A 15,317-nucleotide genomic window follows, 5' to 3' on the forward strand; every position below is an offset into this window, starting at 1 on the left:
GTTCAGGCGGAATGCCGGTCGGCACGGCCTGCGCTCGGCGTCGCAGTCGCCATGTAGTTGCGCCAGGTTCCCTTGGCCGCCATGCGGATCGGAGCGGTCAGCCGGTGGTCGAGCTTGATCTGGCTGCTGGGTCCGCAGACGGAAATTGCCGCCACCACGTTGCCCTCGGTGCCCACGGGCACGGCAACACAGCTGACGCCCACGAGGTCCTCTTCCCGGTCGTACGCCGCTCCGCGTTCACGCGTCTTCTGCAGCTCCGCGCGAAAGGCCGCCGGTGAGTCGATGCTGAACCGGGTGCTGCGCGGCAGACCGGCGTCGACGACGCGGTCGACCACGTCCTCGGACGAATGGGCCAGCAGCACTTTGCCCACGCTCGTACAGTGCGCGGGCTGGCGGCCGCCCACCCGCGACGGAAGGCCGACCCCGAAGCGTCCGGCGATCTTCTCGAGATAGACGACGTCGATGCCCTCGAGGATGGCGAAATGGACGGCATGGCCGGTGAGGCGGTGCAGTTCGTGCAGGAAAGGAAGCGCGGCACGGTGCAGTCGGTCCTGGTGCACGGCGAGCGAACCGAGCTCGAACAGTCGCATACCGAGTTCGTAGTCGCGACCTTCACGTCTCAGCCACCTCAGCTGCACCAGCCGCTCGAGCATCCTGTGCGCGGAGGAACGCGGCAGTCCCGTGCGGCGCACGATCTGGGCGAGGGTGAGCCGTCCCGGACCGTCGAAGGCGTCGAGGAGAAGAGCGGCCCGATCGAGGCCGGCGGTGGGGGTTGCGGGGCTGAGTGTCGTAGTCATGGGGACCTCCGTTGCGCCGCTGTGCAGGAGAACGACGCGTTGTGTGACTGGCGACACTTACTATAAATAGGCATATACCTATTTGCAATACGCCAGCCAGCCCGACAGCAAAAGGCCCGGTACCCGCATCGATCGACGCAGGTACCGGGCCTCGAGCAGCCGCTACATGGCGGCCAGCGGTTCGCTTCCGGACCAGTCATGGCCCCAGTAGCTGTCAGCGGTGATCTCTTCGGCCGAGTAGTACTTCTCGTCCACCTTCATGCCCTCGGTGCCGAACTCGATGTCCCAGCCACCGGGGGCACGCACGTAGAACGACACCATCTTGTCGTTGGTGTGCCGGCCCAGCGTGGAGGACACGGAGAACCCGTCCTTCACGACCCGGTCGAGGGCTTGTCCGACGGCGTCGAGTGTGTCGACCTCCACCATGATGTGCACCAGTCCCGGGGCGCCGCCGTGCGGTGCGGGGCACAGCGCCAGGCTGTGGTGCCGCTCGTTGACACCCATGAAGCGGACCCGCATCGGGCCGAACTCGGGCGGCGCCGGGATCCGGAAGGCGCCGCGGGGCAGGAACCCGAGAACGTCGGTGTAGAAGTCGAAGGCCCCATTGATGTCCATCACCGGCAGCACCACATGTCCGAGTCCCTGCGCGCCGGTCACGAACTTCGCGCCGAACGGGGTGACCACCGGAGTGTGATCGAGGACGGCGCCGTGGAAGATCTCGATCGTCGCCCCGGTCGGGTCCTGGAAGGTGACCACCTCTTCGACGCGGCGGGCGTCCGCTTCTTCCACCGACAGCGGCTTCACCGCGATCCCGGCGCCTTCGACCGCTTCCTGCACGCGCAGCAGGCCCGCATGATCGCGGACCTCCCACCCGATGGTGACCACCTCGTCGGTGTCCCCCGGAACGACGACGATGCGGGCGGCACGCTCGTCCATGCGGAGGTAGAGGGCATCCGTGTCCGGGCCCTTGCCCTCGGCGAACCCGAGGACGTCGAACGCGAACGTGCGCCACCGTTCGAGGTCGTTGGTCTGGATCTTGACGTAACCCAGTCCCTTGATATCGGTCATAGTGTCTGTCCTTCTCCGTGTTTCGGTAACGCCGGTCAGATCATCGACTTGAGGTTGTCGGCAGGGTCGAGGCCGAGCGAGCTGAGCGCCGATGCGTGGTACACGGTGCTGGGGACATGAATGGCGTGAGCCAGCCCGGCGTGGGCGTCCCGCCAATACCGCTGCAGCGGCTTGTCCATCCGCAGAGCGTTACCGCCGGACCGCGCGAAGATCTGATCGACGGCGGTGACCGCCCGCCATGCGGCCCGGACCTGCGTTCGGCGACCGGCGGCTCGGTCCTCGAAGCTGACCTCCTTACCGGATTCGACCAGGTCCCAGATCTTGTCGACGTTCGCGAGGAGCTCCTGCCGCGCCGCATTGATGTCGGCCGCGGCCTCGCCGACGGCGAACAGCACGTAGGGGTCGTCCTTGATCGCGGTGCCCTGGGCCCCGACACGGTCTCGCTGATAGTCGAGGTGCGCGGCGAGGGCGCCCTCCGCGATTCCCACGACGGCCGAGGAGATGCCGAGCGGGAACATCGTCGACCACGGCATGTTGTACAGCGTCTCGGTACGGCCGAACTTCTGCACCGCCGTGCCGTTCATGACCTCGTCGGCGTCCATGACCCGGTAATCGGGGACGAAGGCATTCCGGACGATGATGTCTTTGGAACCGGTGCCCTTCAGCCCGACGACATTCCACGAATCCTCGACGATCTCGTAGTCACTGCGCGGAAGAATCATGTGCAGCATCTTGGGCGGCAACGCCATCGCGCCGTCCTTGTCGCCCAGCATGGCGCCCAGGAAAATCCAGTCGCAGTGATCGGTGCCGGACGAGAACTGCCAGCGCCCGTTGAAGAGGAAGCCACCGTCGACCGGTGTAGCGATGCCGGTGGGCGCGTACGGCGAGGCCATCCACGTGTCGGTGTCCAGGCCCCACACCTCCTCCTGCACCTTCGGGTCGGCGAATGCCAATTGCCACGGGTGGACGCCGACGATGCCGCACACCCAGCCCGTGGCGGGGTCGAGGGCGGCGGCGGCCATCACTGTTTCCGCGAATGCGCGTGGATGTGCCTCGAAGCCGCCGTAATTCGCCGGTTGCAGAAGCTTGATCGGCCCGGCCTCGCGGAGCTTCTTCGCGGTGTCGTCGGGCAGCCGGCCGATTCGCTCGGCCTCGGGAGCCTGGTCGCGGAGCTCATCCGCGATGGCCATGATGTTGTCGAGAACCTCGTAGGTCATCGTTCGTGTCCTTTGTCTCTGAGCCCGCTCAGGCGTGGGTGTCGAGCGGTACGACGCCGTTGGCGAGGTTGTCGGCAACCTCCGCCTCCCAGCTCTGCACCGCCCGGGTGGTGTCGATCTCGAATTCGAAGCGCTTGGTCATGTCTTCGGTGATGTCCTCGACATCCACGTAGAACTGCTGGTACCAGCGGCGCAGCTGATACACCGGCCCGTCTTCCTCCGACAGCAGCGGGTTGTCGATACGCGACTTGTTGAGCCAGATGTCGACGTCCTGCTTGAACCCGAGTTCGACGCCCTCGGCGAATTGGGCCGCCATGCCGTTGGCCATCTCGTCCGACAGCCCCTCGGGCTTCTTGACCATGGCGCCCCACTGCAGCACGAACGAGTTGGACGTCACCGGATAGTGGCAGTTGATGAGCACCGTCTCGATCATCATCCCGTTCGCCTCGCTCCACAGCTTGTCGATCATGTAGGACGGGCCGAAGTACGACGCGTCCGAGCGCAGCGTGGAGTTGGGGTCGTCGTAGCTGGTGCCCACCGAGATGTCGTGGCGTGGCGTCGACCGCATGTACTGGGTGGCGACGTGCCCCTCGAACACATTCTTGAAGTAGCGCGGGAACGAGAAGTGGACGTAGTAGAAGTGCGCCATGTCGACCACGTTGTCGACGATTTCGCGACAGTGCGAGCCCTCCACCAGCAAGGAGTTCCAGGTCCAGTCCGTCCACTCCGAAGACCCGACGCCGTCGATCTCGGGGATCGTCACGTCGGCCGGCGGCGGATTGCCCTGCGGGTCGTTCCAGACGTAGAGCTGTCCGTTGCGCTCGAGCGTGGTCCAGGCCCGGGTGCGTGCGAGAGGGGGAACGCGTCGCGCGTAGGGAATTCCCGTGCACTTGCCGTTGCCGCCCCAACGCCAGTCGTGGAACGGGCAGGCGATGGAGTCACCCTTGACGGTGCCCTGCGCGAGGTTGCCGCCCATGTGCCGGCAATACGCGTCCAGCACACTGAGGGTGCCGTCGGAGGTCTCGAACACCACCAGGGACGTGCCGAACGCATCGACCTGATGCGGGGCGCCGTCCCGGAACGTCTTGGCCAAACCCAGGCAATGCCACCCGCGCGCGAATCGCGTGGGGGCAGAACCTACCTCGATCATCCGAACTTCGTCACCGTCTACGGCACCATTGCGCACCATGTCTACCTCCGCCTCGCTGTACGTCAAGAACACCCTCGGGGTGTGGTGCAGCTCATAGTCGGCTCGTCGCGTCCAGTGCGGTACCCAGCTCTCCCACTGAGCGAGAATCTTTCGTAAAGAACCCGGTTCCCCTCCCGTTGACAGGGAACGCGGGCGTCGCGCGGGCCCAGCACGATTAGCGTGCTCTTCACGCACACCCTCGACATCGGGAGGACCGATGGCCGCCGCCACCACGACTCACGCCCGCACAGCCTGGATTCGGCACCTCTGCGACGGCTCTCGCACGCCCGGCACAGCTCTTCCGACGAGCGCCGTCGAGCAGGACTATGTCTTTCTGCACCCGGATCAGATGTGCGAGGAACTTCGCCTGCGGTCCCGGACGGACGGCACCGAGGTGCTGGTGCAGGGCCGGGATTCCGACGAGAGGCTCGTTGTCGAATTCTGGTCCAACGTCGTCGGTTCAGGGCCCGCCGACGCCGCAGCCGACCTACTCGAGCAACACTGTGCCGATCGGCATTTCGGAACCTTGCGCCGGTTCCGTACCCGTATTCGGCGAGAGATCACCACCGGCGCCCGGTATTCCGCTGCCGTGCAGCAGACCTACGTCCAGGACGGCGCCCGAATGGTGGACGTCACCGTCACGTGCACGCTCGGCGGTGACGTACTCGCTCAGGCCTGGGCCACCTATGCTCTCCCCAACTAACTTTCGCGCGGTTTCCGACAAAATGAAGAGCCGCGCAGGCAATTGCCTGCGCGGCTGACCATTGTCTCGGCAACTACCCCACCCGGTCGGCCAACCGAGTTCGAGACCGGCAGAAGTCGAAACCCCGAAATCCCTCGTCCGCGACTTCGGCCAAGATCTTCCCGTACGCACCGAAGCCGCCGATATACGGCATGAAGACGCGAGGCTTCCCCGGAATGTTCGCTCCCATGTACCACGAATTGGCCAGGGGGAAGAGAGTGGCGGACGCCAGCTCCCGGCAATGCTGCACCCAACGGTCCGTAGCCGGAACGGTCGCCTCGATCGCGTCGTAGTCGTTCTCCCACAGGTGCTCGATGCAGGCCGCGATCCAGTCGATGTGCTGTTCGGCACCGAGAACCATGTTGGCCAGCACCGACGGACTACCCGGGCCGGTCACGACGAACATGTTGGGGAACCCCGGAACACCGACTCCGAGATACGTCTTGGGCCCCTCGCTCCAATACTCGGCGAGGGACACACCCGCCCGCCCCACAATGCGCATTCGATCGAGGGCGCCGGTCATGGCGTCGAAACCGGTGGCGAACACCAGCGTGTCGAGGGTGTACTCGGTGTCGGTGGTGGCGATGCCAGACGGGGTGATGGACTCGATCGGTGTCTCTTTCAGATCCACCAGCGTCACATTCGACCGGTTGTAGGTTTCGAAGTAGTGGGTGTCGGTGACGATGCGCTTGGTACCGATGGGGTGATCGTTCGGGATCAACTTCTCCGCAATCGCCGAGTCGTCGACCAGCCGGCGAATCTTCTGCTCGGCGAATTCGCGTGCGGTGGCGTTGGCGGCATCCGTCTTGGTTTGATCGGGAAAGGTTTTCGCGAACAGGACCCCACCCAGCTTCCAGCGCTCCTCGTAGGCGGCGCGGCGTTCCTCCTCGGACACCTCCAGCGCAGACTTCGGATGCGCGTTGTACGGCGAGCCGCCGCCACTCTCGCGGGAGAGCCTGCGACGTTCGGCGTAACCGGCCTTGATCGCGCGCCGCATCTCGTCGTCCCACGACATATTGCCCGCGGGAACGCTGTAGTTCGCGCTACGCTGGAACACGTAGAGGTGGTCCGCCTGCTCGGCGATGAGCGGGATCGATTGGATCCCCGACGACCCGGTGCCGATCACCCCGACCTTCTTACCGGTGAAATCGACTCCCTCGTGTGGCCAGTGACCGGTGTGATGGGTGTCGCCCGAGAACGTCTCGCGCCCGAGAATGTTCGGCATATTGGCGGTGGACAGGGCACCCGTCGCGAAGATGCAGTACCGGGCCGTCAGCATGTCGCCGCGGTCGGTGCGCACCTCCCACCGCAACGATTCCTCGTCCAGCTCGGCCGACATCACCCGGGTCTCGAACAGGAAGTGGTCCCTGAGGTCGAAACGGTCGGCGACGTGGTTGATGTACGCCAGGATTTCGGGTTGCGTGGCGTACTTCTCGCTCCAGTTCCACTCCTGCTCGAGCTCAGGGGAAAACGAGTACGAGTAGTCGACGCTCTCGACGTCGCAGCGGGCTCCGGGGTAGCGATTCCAGTACCAGGTTCCGCCCACACCCGCGGCGGCCTCGATACCCCGGACGGTCAGGCCGAGGCTCCGCAGTTTGTACACGGCGTACAGTCCGGCGAATCCGGCGCCGACGACCACCGCATCCACGGTGTCGATCCGGTTCGCACGAGCAGCATCTTCGGTGCGTGCACTCACGGGCGCGCTCCTCTCCCAGTCGATGGACATAGCCGGCAAAACGCCTGACTGGGACGGTAGGTGGAGACGGGCAGGCCGCCCCAGACCCGTTCCCGGTGAGCGGTCCCCACTCCTGGCCGACGCTGGGTGTACTCAGAATTCGATTCGGAGATGTTCGCTGACGGGCCGCGCCTGGCAGGCGAGAATGTAGCCGTTCGCGATGTCTTCGGGATCGAGTATCGCGGCACTGTCCATCGAGACCTCTCCCTCGATCACGGTGCACGCGCACGAACCACATTCGCCCTCACGGCACGAATACGGGACTTCGAGCCCCTTGGACAGCATGACGTCGACCAGGGTGGCTGCGCGTGGCCAGCTGAGGTTATGGGTGTCGCCGTCGAGCTGCACCTCGACCGTGGCCGTCGACCCCTCGTCACCGACGGGAATTTGCTCGACCCCAGGCGCGAACGGATCACCCGACAGTGAGGTGAACACCTCGGCGTGCACCTTGTTCCGGGGCATGCCGACGAGCGCGAGCGCCTCGTGAATTGCGCCCATGAACGGTCGTGGTCCGCACACATAGGCCCGGCGGTCGTGCCACCGATCCGACAGACTCGCCAACTGCCGCGCAGTGGGCAGGCCCTGCACACTCTCGAGCCAGTGCACGACGGTGAGCCGATCGTCGTGGCGGGATGCAAGCTCGCGCAGCTCCGCCGCGAAGATGATCGACCTCTCGTCCCGGTTCGCGTAGAAAAGCATGACCTTGCCGCTGCCCTGACTCAACGCGGACTTCAGGATCGACATCACCGGGGTGATCCCACTGCCCGCGGCGAACAGGAGCACGTCCTCGTCGAGATCGACCGGCGTGAACGCTCCTGCCGGCGGGAGAACCTCGATTCGGTCACCGACGTCGACGTGATCGCACAGCCAGTGGGAACCGTAGCCGTCCGCGGTGCGCTTGATCGTGACCTTCGGGAGGTCGTCGGTGAACGGCGAGCTGGCCAACGAGTAGCACCTCGCCACCGACCCGGATCGATCGCTCGGAATACGCAGCGTCAGAAACTGGCCGGGTTTGTAGGCGAATTCGTCTCGCCGTTCGGGCGGAACGTCGAGTACCAACGATCGCGCCTCGGACGTTTCCTCCACCACAGCGGCGACGGTCACCACTACTGATCGTGAATTGCGCGGTGTTGTAACGGTCGTCATCGCGACGGTGCCCTCTCGGTATGGGAGTTCGATCCTGCCGAAACTAGTGGAGACCGGCGGCGGCGGCCGTGGGCTTTCCCGGTGGGCGGGATCAGCCGTCAACCCCACCGGGACTGGCCACCGTCCAGCGGGATCGTCGCCCCAGTGAGGTAGCCGGCGTCCTCACCTACCAGGAAGACGACGGCACGTCCGATGTCGGTTTCGGCGTCGCCGACTCGCCCGAGCGGGATACCCGCCACGAACTCGGCTGCCTCCTCGGGATTGTCGTCCATCCAGCGTTCGAGGGCCGGAGTCTTCGCGTGCGGCGCGACGGAGAGCACCCGAATGCCGTCGGAGCCCCATTCGCAGGCAGCCGACCGGGTCAGTGAGCGCATTCCCTCCTTGATCGAACCGTAGGCGCCGTAATTGCTCGCGTCCCAGCGCACCGCCGCCGAGGTCACCAGATTGACGATCACGCCGCCACCGCGGACCTTCATGTGCGGATGGCACGACTGCATCATGCGGAGCGTCGCGAGCGGTCCCGTCGCGAACGACCGCTCGTACTCCTCGTCCCGGACGGACAGAATCGGGCCCGGCTTGCAGTCGTTGGCGTTGTTCACCAGGATGTCCACTCCACCGAAAGCGTCGACGGTGCGTTCGACGGCGGCCACGATGTCGTCCCGTCTGCTGACGTCGCAGACGACGGGCACGCTGTGTGCCCCCAGCGCCGTGAGGCGCTCGCAGGTGCCGACCAGTTTCGATTCGGTTCGGCCCGCGACCGCGATGGCCGCTCCTTCCTTGGCCAGGGCGAGGGCGATTCCCTGTCCGATCCCCTGCCCCGCGCCGGTAATCAACGCGACCTTGCCGTCCAGCTTGCCCATACCCACTCCTGTTCGCCTACTATCGGTTCCGATACCTCCGGCCGTCGTTCGACGACCGGCCCCACTTCCGCTGAGCGTCAGTGTTTCTCGCGCTCTCCCCATCTCAGAGGACTACCGTGACTCTCCCCAACCCCCTCGATTTCCGGAACCGCGCCGTGGTCGTCACCGGCGGCACCAAGGGCATCGGATTCGTCATCGCCCAGTCGTTCCTCGAGGCGGGCGCCGACGTCCTCGTCTGTGCGCGCACTCGCCCGGATGTGCTTCCGGCACACAGTGACCGCACCGCGTATTTCCGCGCGACCGACGTGCGCGACGCCGACGACGCCGCCGCGCTGATCGACGACGCCGTCACCCGGTTCGGCCGCCTGGACGTGCTCGTCAACAACGCCGGCGGCTCCCCCGACGCCGACGCGGCCACCGTCTCGCCGCGCTTCGTCGAGAAGATCATCGCCTTGAACCTGTTGGCGCCCTTCACTGTCGCCCAGTCGGCCAATGCCGTGATGCAGCAGCAGCCCGAGGGCGGTGCCATCATCAACATCGGAAGCGTCTCCGCTCACGACCCCCAGCCCGGCACCGCCGCGTACAGCGCCGCGAAAGCCGGTCTGCTCGTCCTGACCAAGGCGCTTGCGCTCGAATGGGCCCCGAAGGTGCGGATCAACCACATCACCACCGGGCTCATCCGCACGGACAGCGCCGCGACGGTCTACGGCGACGACGGTGGAGCCGCCGTCACCCGTACCCTGCCCATGGGCCGGATGGCGGTGCCGTCGGACATCGCGGGCGCCTGCCTGTTCCTGGCGAGTCCGCTGGCGTCGTACGTCAACGGTGCCGATCTCGCCGTTCACGGTGGTGGCGAGTACCCGGCCCGCTTCCTCGCCACCCACCCCGACCGCTCGTGACGCTGCTAGCCGAACGCCGCGCGGGCCCCGGCGATCACCGGGTGCCCGCCATGGACGAGCTCGAACGACGCGCCAGCCGCGTCACCCCACGCCCGCAGAACCGGTGAGTCGCCCGGGAACACCGGGGCGGCGAACCGGCCCTCCACTTCCACCAGGTCCGCGGGGTGTACGCCCAGTTGGCGCGCCAATTCGAGGGTGCTCGCCGCCAGTGTGCACAACCCGTGCATGATCGGCCGGGGCTGGCCGATCCGGGCGGCCGCCGCCGGGTCGAGGTGAATGTGGTGCCGGTCCCCGGTCAGCCGGTACAGCGCCGCCTGATTGTCCGCAGTGTTCACCACCGCGTCCACGGTCGGCTCACCCTCTGGCCGAGCCGGTTTCGACGGCCCACGCTCCCCGCCGAATCCACCCGCCCCCGGCGCGAACAGCGACCAGGTGGCCACGAAGAAGTCGGACTCGACGCGCACCTCGAATACCGCCGCCGACCCCTTGTCCCACACCTCACCCACCGATGCCGACAGGGCGATGTCACCGCGGCGTGGGAGCGGCGCGCGCACCGTCAGGTTCTGCGAGCCGTGCAGCGCGGTCTTCGTGTCGAAGGCACCACGTGATCCCAGCTCGTCCGGTGCCCACTGCGCGAGAGTCAACGCGAAGGTGGGCAGCACCCGCAGCCGGTCCTCGAAGACGAGGTCCAGTTCGGTGGCGCGGGCGCCCACAGCCAGCGCATACAGAATCGCGTCCCGCTCGTCGTAGGCCACGGTACGAGTGCCGAGGTCCTCGCCTCGCCACGCCGCCGCAGACCTATTTTGTGTGCTCGTCATGTTCAGTCCTCACTGCTCAGGATCAGGCCGCTGGTCGGTACTGCAGTGCCGGCGGTCACCAGCACGTTGCGAATGTCGTCCGGTTGAGTGGTCGAGGTTCCGCGGATCAGCCGGACTGCCTCCGCGATCCCGTTCACTCCGTGCAGGTACGCCTCGCCGATCTGCCCACCGTGGGTGTTGGCCGGCAGACGCCCTCCCACCTCGAGGTTGCCCTCGCGGATGAAGTCCTTGGCCTCGCCCGGCTTACAGAAACCGAGCTCTTCGAGCTGTGGCAATACCAGCGGGGTGAAGTGGTCGTAGAGGATCGCGGCCGAAATGTCCTCCGGCGTCAGACCACTCTGCCCGTACAACTGCCGGGCCACCAGTCCCATCTCGGGGATTCCGGTGATGTCGGGCCGGTAGTAGCTCGCCATCATGTGCTGGTCCTTGCCGGAACCCTGAGCGGCGCCCGCGACGAAAGCGGGTTTGTGCGCCAGGTCGCGAGCGCGTTCCGCCGACACGATGACGAGCGCCTGACCGCCATCGGTTTCCTGGCAGCAGTCCAGTAGGTGCAGGGGTTCGGCGATCCACCGCGAGCTCTGATGGTCCTCGAGCGTGATGGGCCGTCCGTAAAACCAGGCCGCAGGATTATCGGCGGCATGCTTGCGTCCGACCACCGCGACTCGCCCGAAATCCTCACTGGTGGCGCCGTACTGGTGCATGTAGCGACGCGCGAACATGGCCACCCACTGCGCCGGCGTCGACAGTCCCTGTGGTGTCAGCCAGGCATATGCGGCCCGGTCGGCGGTGCTGTCCATAGGCCGGTCGTGCTGGCCGAGTCCGTAACGCACCCCGGATCGTTCGTTGAAAGCGCGATAGCAGACCACGACGTCGGCGATTCCGGTGGCGACGGCCATCGCCGCCTGCTGCACGGTTGCGCAGGCGGCGCCGCCGCCGTACCCGATGCGGGAGAAGAACTTCAACTCTCCGATGCCCGTGTTGCGGGCGACGAGCACCTCTCCGTTGGTTTCCGCGGTGTAGGTGGACAGTCCGTCCACCTCGGCGGGGTCGATGCCGGCGTCGGCGAGTGCCGCGACGATCGCCTCACACGCCAGCTGGAGTTCGCTGCGTCCGGAGTTCTTGGAGAACTCGGTGGCGCCGATGCCGACGATGGCGGCCGCACCCGACAATGGGCTGATCACTGAACTCCTCCCGCGGCCCGGGCGACGGTGACGGTTCCGGTCACGTGATCACCGAGGCTGTTGGCGCCGCGCACCTTCACGGTGACCACCCCGTCCTCGTTCGAGATCACCTCGCCGGTCAACGTCAGTACGTCGCCGGGATAGTTCGGGGCACCCAGGCGAATCGCGATGCGTCGCAACGACGCCTGCGGTCCCGCCCAGTCGGTCACGAACCGCCCCACCAGGCCGTTGGTGGTGAGGATGTTCATGAACACGTCCTTCGAACCACGTTCCACGGCCAGTGCGGGATCGTGGTGGACGTCCTGGAAGTCCCTGGTGGCCAGTGCGGTGGCCACGATGAGGGTGCGGGTCAGCGGAATTGCCAGTTCGGGCAGGCCCGACCCGACCTCGACCTTTGTGAAGGGGCGGAGGGCACCGGTCGCGGTGCTCATGCGACCACCTCGACCCCGGATGCGAGCAACGCCCCGAGCCGTGCCAGGTCGGAGGCGGAGCCGCCGAGGGTTGCCGCGAGTTGTTTACCCCACAGCAGGTGGCGGTGCACCGGGTAGTCCGTGTCCACGCCGATGCCGCCGTGCACGTGCTGGGTTCGGTGCACCACCCGCTGACCGGCGTCGGTAGCCCACCACTTGGCCACCAGCACCGCAGTTCCCGGGTCTTCACCGTTCGCGAGGAGCCACACGGCTTGCCACAACGTCACCCGCATCGCCTCGAGATCGATGTAACAGTCCGCGAGTTGATGAGTGACTGCCTGGAAGGTGGCGAGTGGGCGACCGAACTGGTTGCGTTCGTTCAGGTAGGCCACGGACTGACGCACCGCGTCCTCTCCGACACCCAGTTGCAATGCGGCAAGCGCTAATTCGACCCGATCCTGAAGCCAGGCGGGTGGGGTGCCGTCCGCGGGACCGAGAAGCTCCGCGGGTGTCGCGTCGAACGTGACGTTCGCGCAGATTTCGTGAGTAGTCGATGCACCCCGTTCGGCGGTCACTCCTTCCGACCGTGGGTCGACCAGGAACAGCGCCACACCGGACGGGGTCGCGGCCGACACGACGACCCGTTCGGCAGCGTGCATCACCGGCACCGCGGCTTTCGCACCGGTCAGCCGCCACCCACCGTCGACCTCGGTGGCCGTCGTCGACGGGACCCCGTCTCCGTAGGGCCCGAATTCTTCGATTCCGATGGTGAGGAACAGGCTGCCGTCGGCCGCAGAGGACACAAGGGCATCCCGTTGGTCCGGTGTCCCGAACTCGCAGATCGCGAGCGCGCCGAGCACGTGCGGCCACAACGGAACCGGGGCCACGTGCCTGCCCTGCTCCTCGAGGAGGACGTAGAACTCTGGCAGACCCATACCGCCGCCACCGAGATTCTCCGGAAGGGCGATTCCGAGGAGACCGGTGCCGGCCAGTTCACGCCAGAGGTCTCCGTCGATGCGCTCCGCCGAGGATTCGACCTGCTTGATCCGCTCGGGGGTTGCCTTCGCGGCAAACACATCGGAGGCAAGTCCGCGGACCGCCTGCTGTTCCTCGCTGAAGGTGAAATCCATCAGTGCTCCCTCGATCGTTGGGGCCGGAAGGTGGGGAGCGTGAGTTCGGGATCGGCGTCGATCCAGTCGAGCTCCACCGGCATTCCGATAAAGACGTGTTCGGGTTCGACGTCCGTCATGTTCGCGATCAGGCGTGTGCCCTCTTCGAGTTCGATCACCGCCACGATCAGGGGGTAGTCGAAGGCATCGATCTTCGGGTGGTGATTGACGACGAATGTGTAGACGGTGCCGCGACCACACGCGTCGACGGTGTTCCACTCCGTGGAGCGGCACTGCCCGCACATGGGTCCGGTCGGATGCCGCAACACACCGCACCGGGCGCAGCGCTGGATCACGAGGCGGTGCTCGCGCGCGGCCTCGAACCAGAACGCATTGTCGGCGTTGAGGGCCGGGCGCGGACGAAGCGCGCGCGGGGCCGCTTTCCGGGTGGGCCGGAAGCGGAGGGTCCGCCACCGCTGGGTCCCGACGACGACACCGTCACCGTTTCGGTACGTCTTGAGGGTGGTGACGAAATGCCCCGCTCCGAGACCCGTCTGCTTTTCCTCGGAGACGGCTTCGACCACCTCCGTCGCGCTCACCCGCTCCCCGGGACGCAGTTCGACGAAGAACTCCTGATCGGAATCTGTCGCCACCACCGAGGTGAACCCCGCACTGTCGAAGGTCTCGATCAGCTCGGTCCAGACGGCGGACGGATCGGCACCGGACATCTTGTCGGCGTACGTGCGCATCGTCCACACCTGCAACATCGACGCCGGGGCGATCGCGCCCTCACGTCCGGTGTCGCGTGCGGCGTCGTCGTCGAGGTAGACGGGGTTGGTGTCGCCCATCGCCTCGGCCCAGTGCCGGATCATCGGAGTGTTCACCGGGTCGGGGCCCCACGTGGCCGGGACGATCGTCCGGCCTTCGAAGGCGCGTAACCGGGCGAGTAGCTCACTCACGTCGCCCTCTTCTCGCGCACCAGGCCGAGACCTCGAGTGCCCACCATGTCCCGCAGCACTTCGTTGACTCCACCACCGAACGTGTTGACGACGCTCTGCCGGGAGATCTGTTCGATCTGCCCCGCCAGGACGGCGCCCGGCGAACCGGGGCGCAACCGGCCGGCGGCACCGAGAATTCCGAGTAGCGCCCGGTACACGTCGACGTGCGTTTCGGTGCCGTAGGTCTTGGTGGCGCCCGCGTCAGCGCCCGACAATGTGTCGTTCGCGACGGCGGCCGTCATCTTCCAGTTCATCAGGCGCATGGCCTCGAGCTTGGCGTGGGTGCGTGCGAATTCAGTTTGCACCCAAGGGATCTCGAGGGCGTCGGTCGCCCTGGCCCAGTCGAGTACCTGATGCCACAACCCGAGTGTGCGGCCACCGAGGGCCGCGAGGCCGATCCGCTCGTGATTGAGTTGGGCGGTGATCAGCTGCCACCCGCCGTCGACGGCTCCTACCACGTCCTGATCGCCGACGCGGATTCCGCTGTAGTAGGTGGAGGTGACCGTCAGACCGCCCACCGTGGAGATCGGTGACCAGCTGAACCCGGGATCGTCCGTCGGCACGATCAGAATTGAAATACCCCGGTGTTTGAGCGCTGTCGTATCGGTGCGGCACGCGAGCCACACGTAGTCAGCTGTATTGGCCCCGCTGGTGAAGATCTTGTTGCCGTCCACCACCCAGGAGTCGCCGTCGCGGACCGCCCGCGTCTGCAACGACGCGAGGTCTGTGCCGGCGCCGGGCTCGGTGTATCCGATGGCGAAGACGATCTCACCGGCCAGGATGCCGGGGAGGAACCGTGCCTTCTGCTCCTCGGTGCCGTACTTCATCAAGGTGGGGCCGACGGTGTTGACGGTGACGAAGGGAAACGGCAGCCCGGCCCGTTGCACCTCGTCGAAGAACACGAACTGCTCCTCGACCGACCGGCCCTGCCCGCCGAATTCGACGGGCCAGCCGATACCCAGCCAACCGTCCTTGCCGAGCAGTCGCACGATCTCGCGGAAATGCTCCCCGCCGACGCCCTCCTCACCCGCGATACGCCGCTTCTCCTCGGGCAGCAGTGCCGCGAAGTAGGCCCGCAACTCCCTCCGGAGTTCCCACTGCGCGGGCGATTCCCTCGAGTCCATCAGCGTTCTCCTCATGCCTGTCGC

At 66.4% G+C, this 15,317-nt stretch carries 15 protein-coding genes; 2 read left to right on the forward strand and 13 right to left on the reverse strand.

Annotation, left to right across the window (positions count from 1 at the left end):
* Positions 1 to 2: 2 nt before the first annotated feature.
* From R4P95_RS22925 to R4P95_RS22940, 4 genes are all read right to left on the reverse strand, one after another.
* On the reverse strand, positions 3 to 797 hold the full coding sequence (locus R4P95_RS22925) for an IclR family transcriptional regulator (RefSeq protein WP_109325736.1): 795 nt from the start codon (positions 795 to 797) through the stop codon (positions 3 to 5).
* 162 nt (positions 798 to 959) lie between these two features.
* A complete protein-coding gene (gene bphC, locus R4P95_RS22930) occupies positions 960 to 1,865 on the reverse strand; it encodes a biphenyl-2,3-diol 1,2-dioxygenase (protein WP_317745384.1) in 906 nt (301 codons plus the stop codon).
* A 35-nt stretch (positions 1,866 to 1,900) separates the two neighbouring features.
* On the reverse strand, positions 1,901 to 3,082 hold the full coding sequence (locus tag R4P95_RS22935) for an acyl-CoA dehydrogenase family protein (RefSeq protein WP_317745385.1): 1,182 nt from the start codon (positions 3,080 to 3,082) through the stop codon (positions 1,901 to 1,903).
* Positions 3,083 to 3,110: 28 nt separating this feature from the next.
* The gene (locus tag R4P95_RS22940) at positions 3,111 to 4,271 is read right to left on the reverse strand and encodes a Rieske 2Fe-2S domain-containing protein (RefSeq protein WP_213577430.1); all 1,161 of its coding nucleotides are present in this window, start codon (positions 4,269 to 4,271) and stop codon (positions 3,111 to 3,113) included.
* 217 nt (positions 4,272 to 4,488) lie between these two features.
* On the opposite strand from R4P95_RS22940, the gene R4P95_RS22945 reads away from it, so the two are divergent.
* Positions 4,489 to 4,974 carry a hypothetical protein gene (locus tag R4P95_RS22945; RefSeq protein WP_317745386.1) on the forward strand — a complete coding sequence of 162 codons (486 nt, stop codon included), beginning with the start codon at positions 4,489 to 4,491 and terminating at the stop codon, positions 4,972 to 4,974.
* Positions 4,975 to 5,047: 73 nt separating this feature from the next.
* Here the strand turns inward: R4P95_RS22945 and R4P95_RS22950 are convergent, their stop codons facing one another.
* From R4P95_RS22950 to R4P95_RS22960, 3 genes are all read right to left on the reverse strand, one after another.
* Positions 5,048 to 6,709 carry an NAD(P)/FAD-dependent oxidoreductase gene (locus R4P95_RS22950; protein ID WP_317745387.1) on the reverse strand — a complete coding sequence of 554 codons (1,662 nt, stop codon included), beginning with the start codon at positions 6,707 to 6,709 and terminating at the stop codon, positions 5,048 to 5,050.
* Positions 6,710 to 6,841: 132 nt separating this feature from the next.
* Positions 6,842 to 7,894 carry a ferredoxin--NADP reductase gene (locus R4P95_RS22955; protein ID WP_317745388.1) on the reverse strand — a complete coding sequence of 351 codons (1,053 nt, stop codon included), beginning with the start codon at positions 7,892 to 7,894 and terminating at the stop codon, positions 6,842 to 6,844.
* 98 nt (positions 7,895 to 7,992) lie between these two features.
* Complete coding sequence (locus R4P95_RS22960; RefSeq protein WP_213574989.1) at positions 7,993 to 8,754, reverse strand: SDR family NAD(P)-dependent oxidoreductase; 762 nt, start codon at positions 8,752 to 8,754, stop codon at positions 7,993 to 7,995.
* 116 nt (positions 8,755 to 8,870) lie between these two features.
* Between R4P95_RS22960 and R4P95_RS22965 the strand changes: the two genes are divergently transcribed.
* On the forward strand, positions 8,871 to 9,653 hold the full coding sequence (locus tag R4P95_RS22965; protein ID WP_317745389.1) for an SDR family oxidoreductase: 783 nt from the start codon (positions 8,871 to 8,873) through the stop codon (positions 9,651 to 9,653).
* 5 nt (positions 9,654 to 9,658) lie between these two features.
* Here R4P95_RS22965 and R4P95_RS22970 read toward each other — a convergent pair whose 3' ends face one another.
* The 6 genes from R4P95_RS22970 to R4P95_RS22995 are packed head-to-tail and all read right to left on the reverse strand — an operon-like array spanning position 9,659 to position 15,293.
* Entirely contained in the window at positions 9,659 to 10,471 is an 813-nt protein-coding gene (locus tag R4P95_RS22970; RefSeq protein WP_213574993.1) for a MaoC/PaaZ C-terminal domain-containing protein, read from the reverse strand.
* 2 nt (positions 10,472 to 10,473) lie between these two features.
* Positions 10,474 to 11,652, reverse strand: coding sequence for a lipid-transfer protein (locus R4P95_RS22975; protein WP_213574995.1), 1,179 nt, complete (start codon positions 11,650 to 11,652; stop codon positions 10,474 to 10,476).
* On the reverse strand, positions 11,649 to 12,083 hold the full coding sequence (locus R4P95_RS22980; RefSeq protein WP_213574997.1) for a MaoC family dehydratase: 435 nt from the start codon (positions 12,081 to 12,083) through the stop codon (positions 11,649 to 11,651). The genes R4P95_RS22975 and R4P95_RS22980 overlap by 4 nt, the downstream gene beginning before the upstream one ends.
* A complete protein-coding gene (locus tag R4P95_RS22985; RefSeq protein ID WP_213574999.1) occupies positions 12,080 to 13,192 on the reverse strand; it encodes an acyl-CoA dehydrogenase family protein in 1,113 nt (370 codons plus the stop codon). Before R4P95_RS22985 ends, R4P95_RS22980 begins: the two co-directional genes overlap by 4 nt.
* Complete coding sequence (locus tag R4P95_RS22990; RefSeq protein ID WP_213575001.1) at positions 13,192 to 14,130, reverse strand: bifunctional MaoC family dehydratase N-terminal/OB-fold nucleic acid binding domain-containing protein; 939 nt, start codon at positions 14,128 to 14,130, stop codon at positions 13,192 to 13,194. Before R4P95_RS22990 ends, R4P95_RS22985 begins: the two co-directional genes overlap by 1 nt.
* A complete protein-coding gene (locus tag R4P95_RS22995) occupies positions 14,127 to 15,293 on the reverse strand; it encodes an acyl-CoA dehydrogenase family protein (protein ID WP_317745390.1) in 1,167 nt (388 codons plus the stop codon). Before R4P95_RS22995 ends, R4P95_RS22990 begins: the two co-directional genes overlap by 4 nt.
* Positions 15,294 to 15,317 lie beyond the last annotated feature (24 nt).

The sequence above is a fragment of the Rhodococcus sp. IEGM 27 genome (assembly GCF_033142305.1).
Taxonomy (GTDB): domain Bacteria; phylum Actinomycetota; class Actinomycetes; order Mycobacteriales; family Mycobacteriaceae; genus Rhodococcus_F; species Rhodococcus_F oxybenzonivorans.

Bases quoted from the DNA above. Each gene is read 5' to 3' on its own strand.
- R4P95_RS22925 (WP_109325736.1), bottom strand. From the start codon at position 797: ATGACTACGACACTCAGCCCCGCAACCCCCACCGCCGGCCTCGATCGG.
- bphC (WP_317745384.1), bottom strand. From the start codon at position 1,865: ATGACCGATATCAAGGGACTGGGTTACGTCAAGATCCAGACCAACGAC.
- R4P95_RS22935 (WP_317745385.1), bottom strand. From the start codon at position 3,082: ATGACCTACGAGGTTCTCGACAACATCATGGCCATCGCGGATGAGCTC.
- R4P95_RS22940 (WP_213577430.1), bottom strand. From the start codon at position 4,271: ATGGTGCGCAATGGTGCCGTAGACGGTGACGAAGTTCGGATGATCGAG.
- R4P95_RS22945 (WP_317745386.1), top strand. From the start codon at position 4,489: ATGGCCGCCGCCACCACGACTCACGCCCGCACAGCCTGGATTCGGCAC.
- R4P95_RS22955 (WP_317745388.1), bottom strand. From the start codon at position 7,894: ATGACGACCGTTACAACACCGCGCAATTCACGATCAGTAGTGGTGACC.
- R4P95_RS22960 (WP_213574989.1), bottom strand. From the start codon at position 8,754: ATGGGCAAGCTGGACGGCAAGGTCGCGTTGATTACCGGCGCGGGGCAG.
- R4P95_RS22970 (WP_213574993.1), bottom strand. From the start codon at position 10,471: ATGACGAGCACACAAAATAGGTCTGCGGCGGCGTGGCGAGGCGAGGAC.
- R4P95_RS22980 (WP_213574997.1), bottom strand. From the start codon at position 12,083: ATGAGCACCGCGACCGGTGCCCTCCGCCCCTTCACAAAGGTCGAGGTC.
- R4P95_RS22985 (WP_213574999.1), bottom strand. From the start codon at position 13,192: ATGGATTTCACCTTCAGCGAGGAACAGCAGGCGGTCCGCGGACTTGCC.
- R4P95_RS22995 (WP_317745390.1), bottom strand. From the start codon at position 15,293: ATGGACTCGAGGGAATCGCCCGCGCAGTGGGAACTCCGGAGGGAGTTG.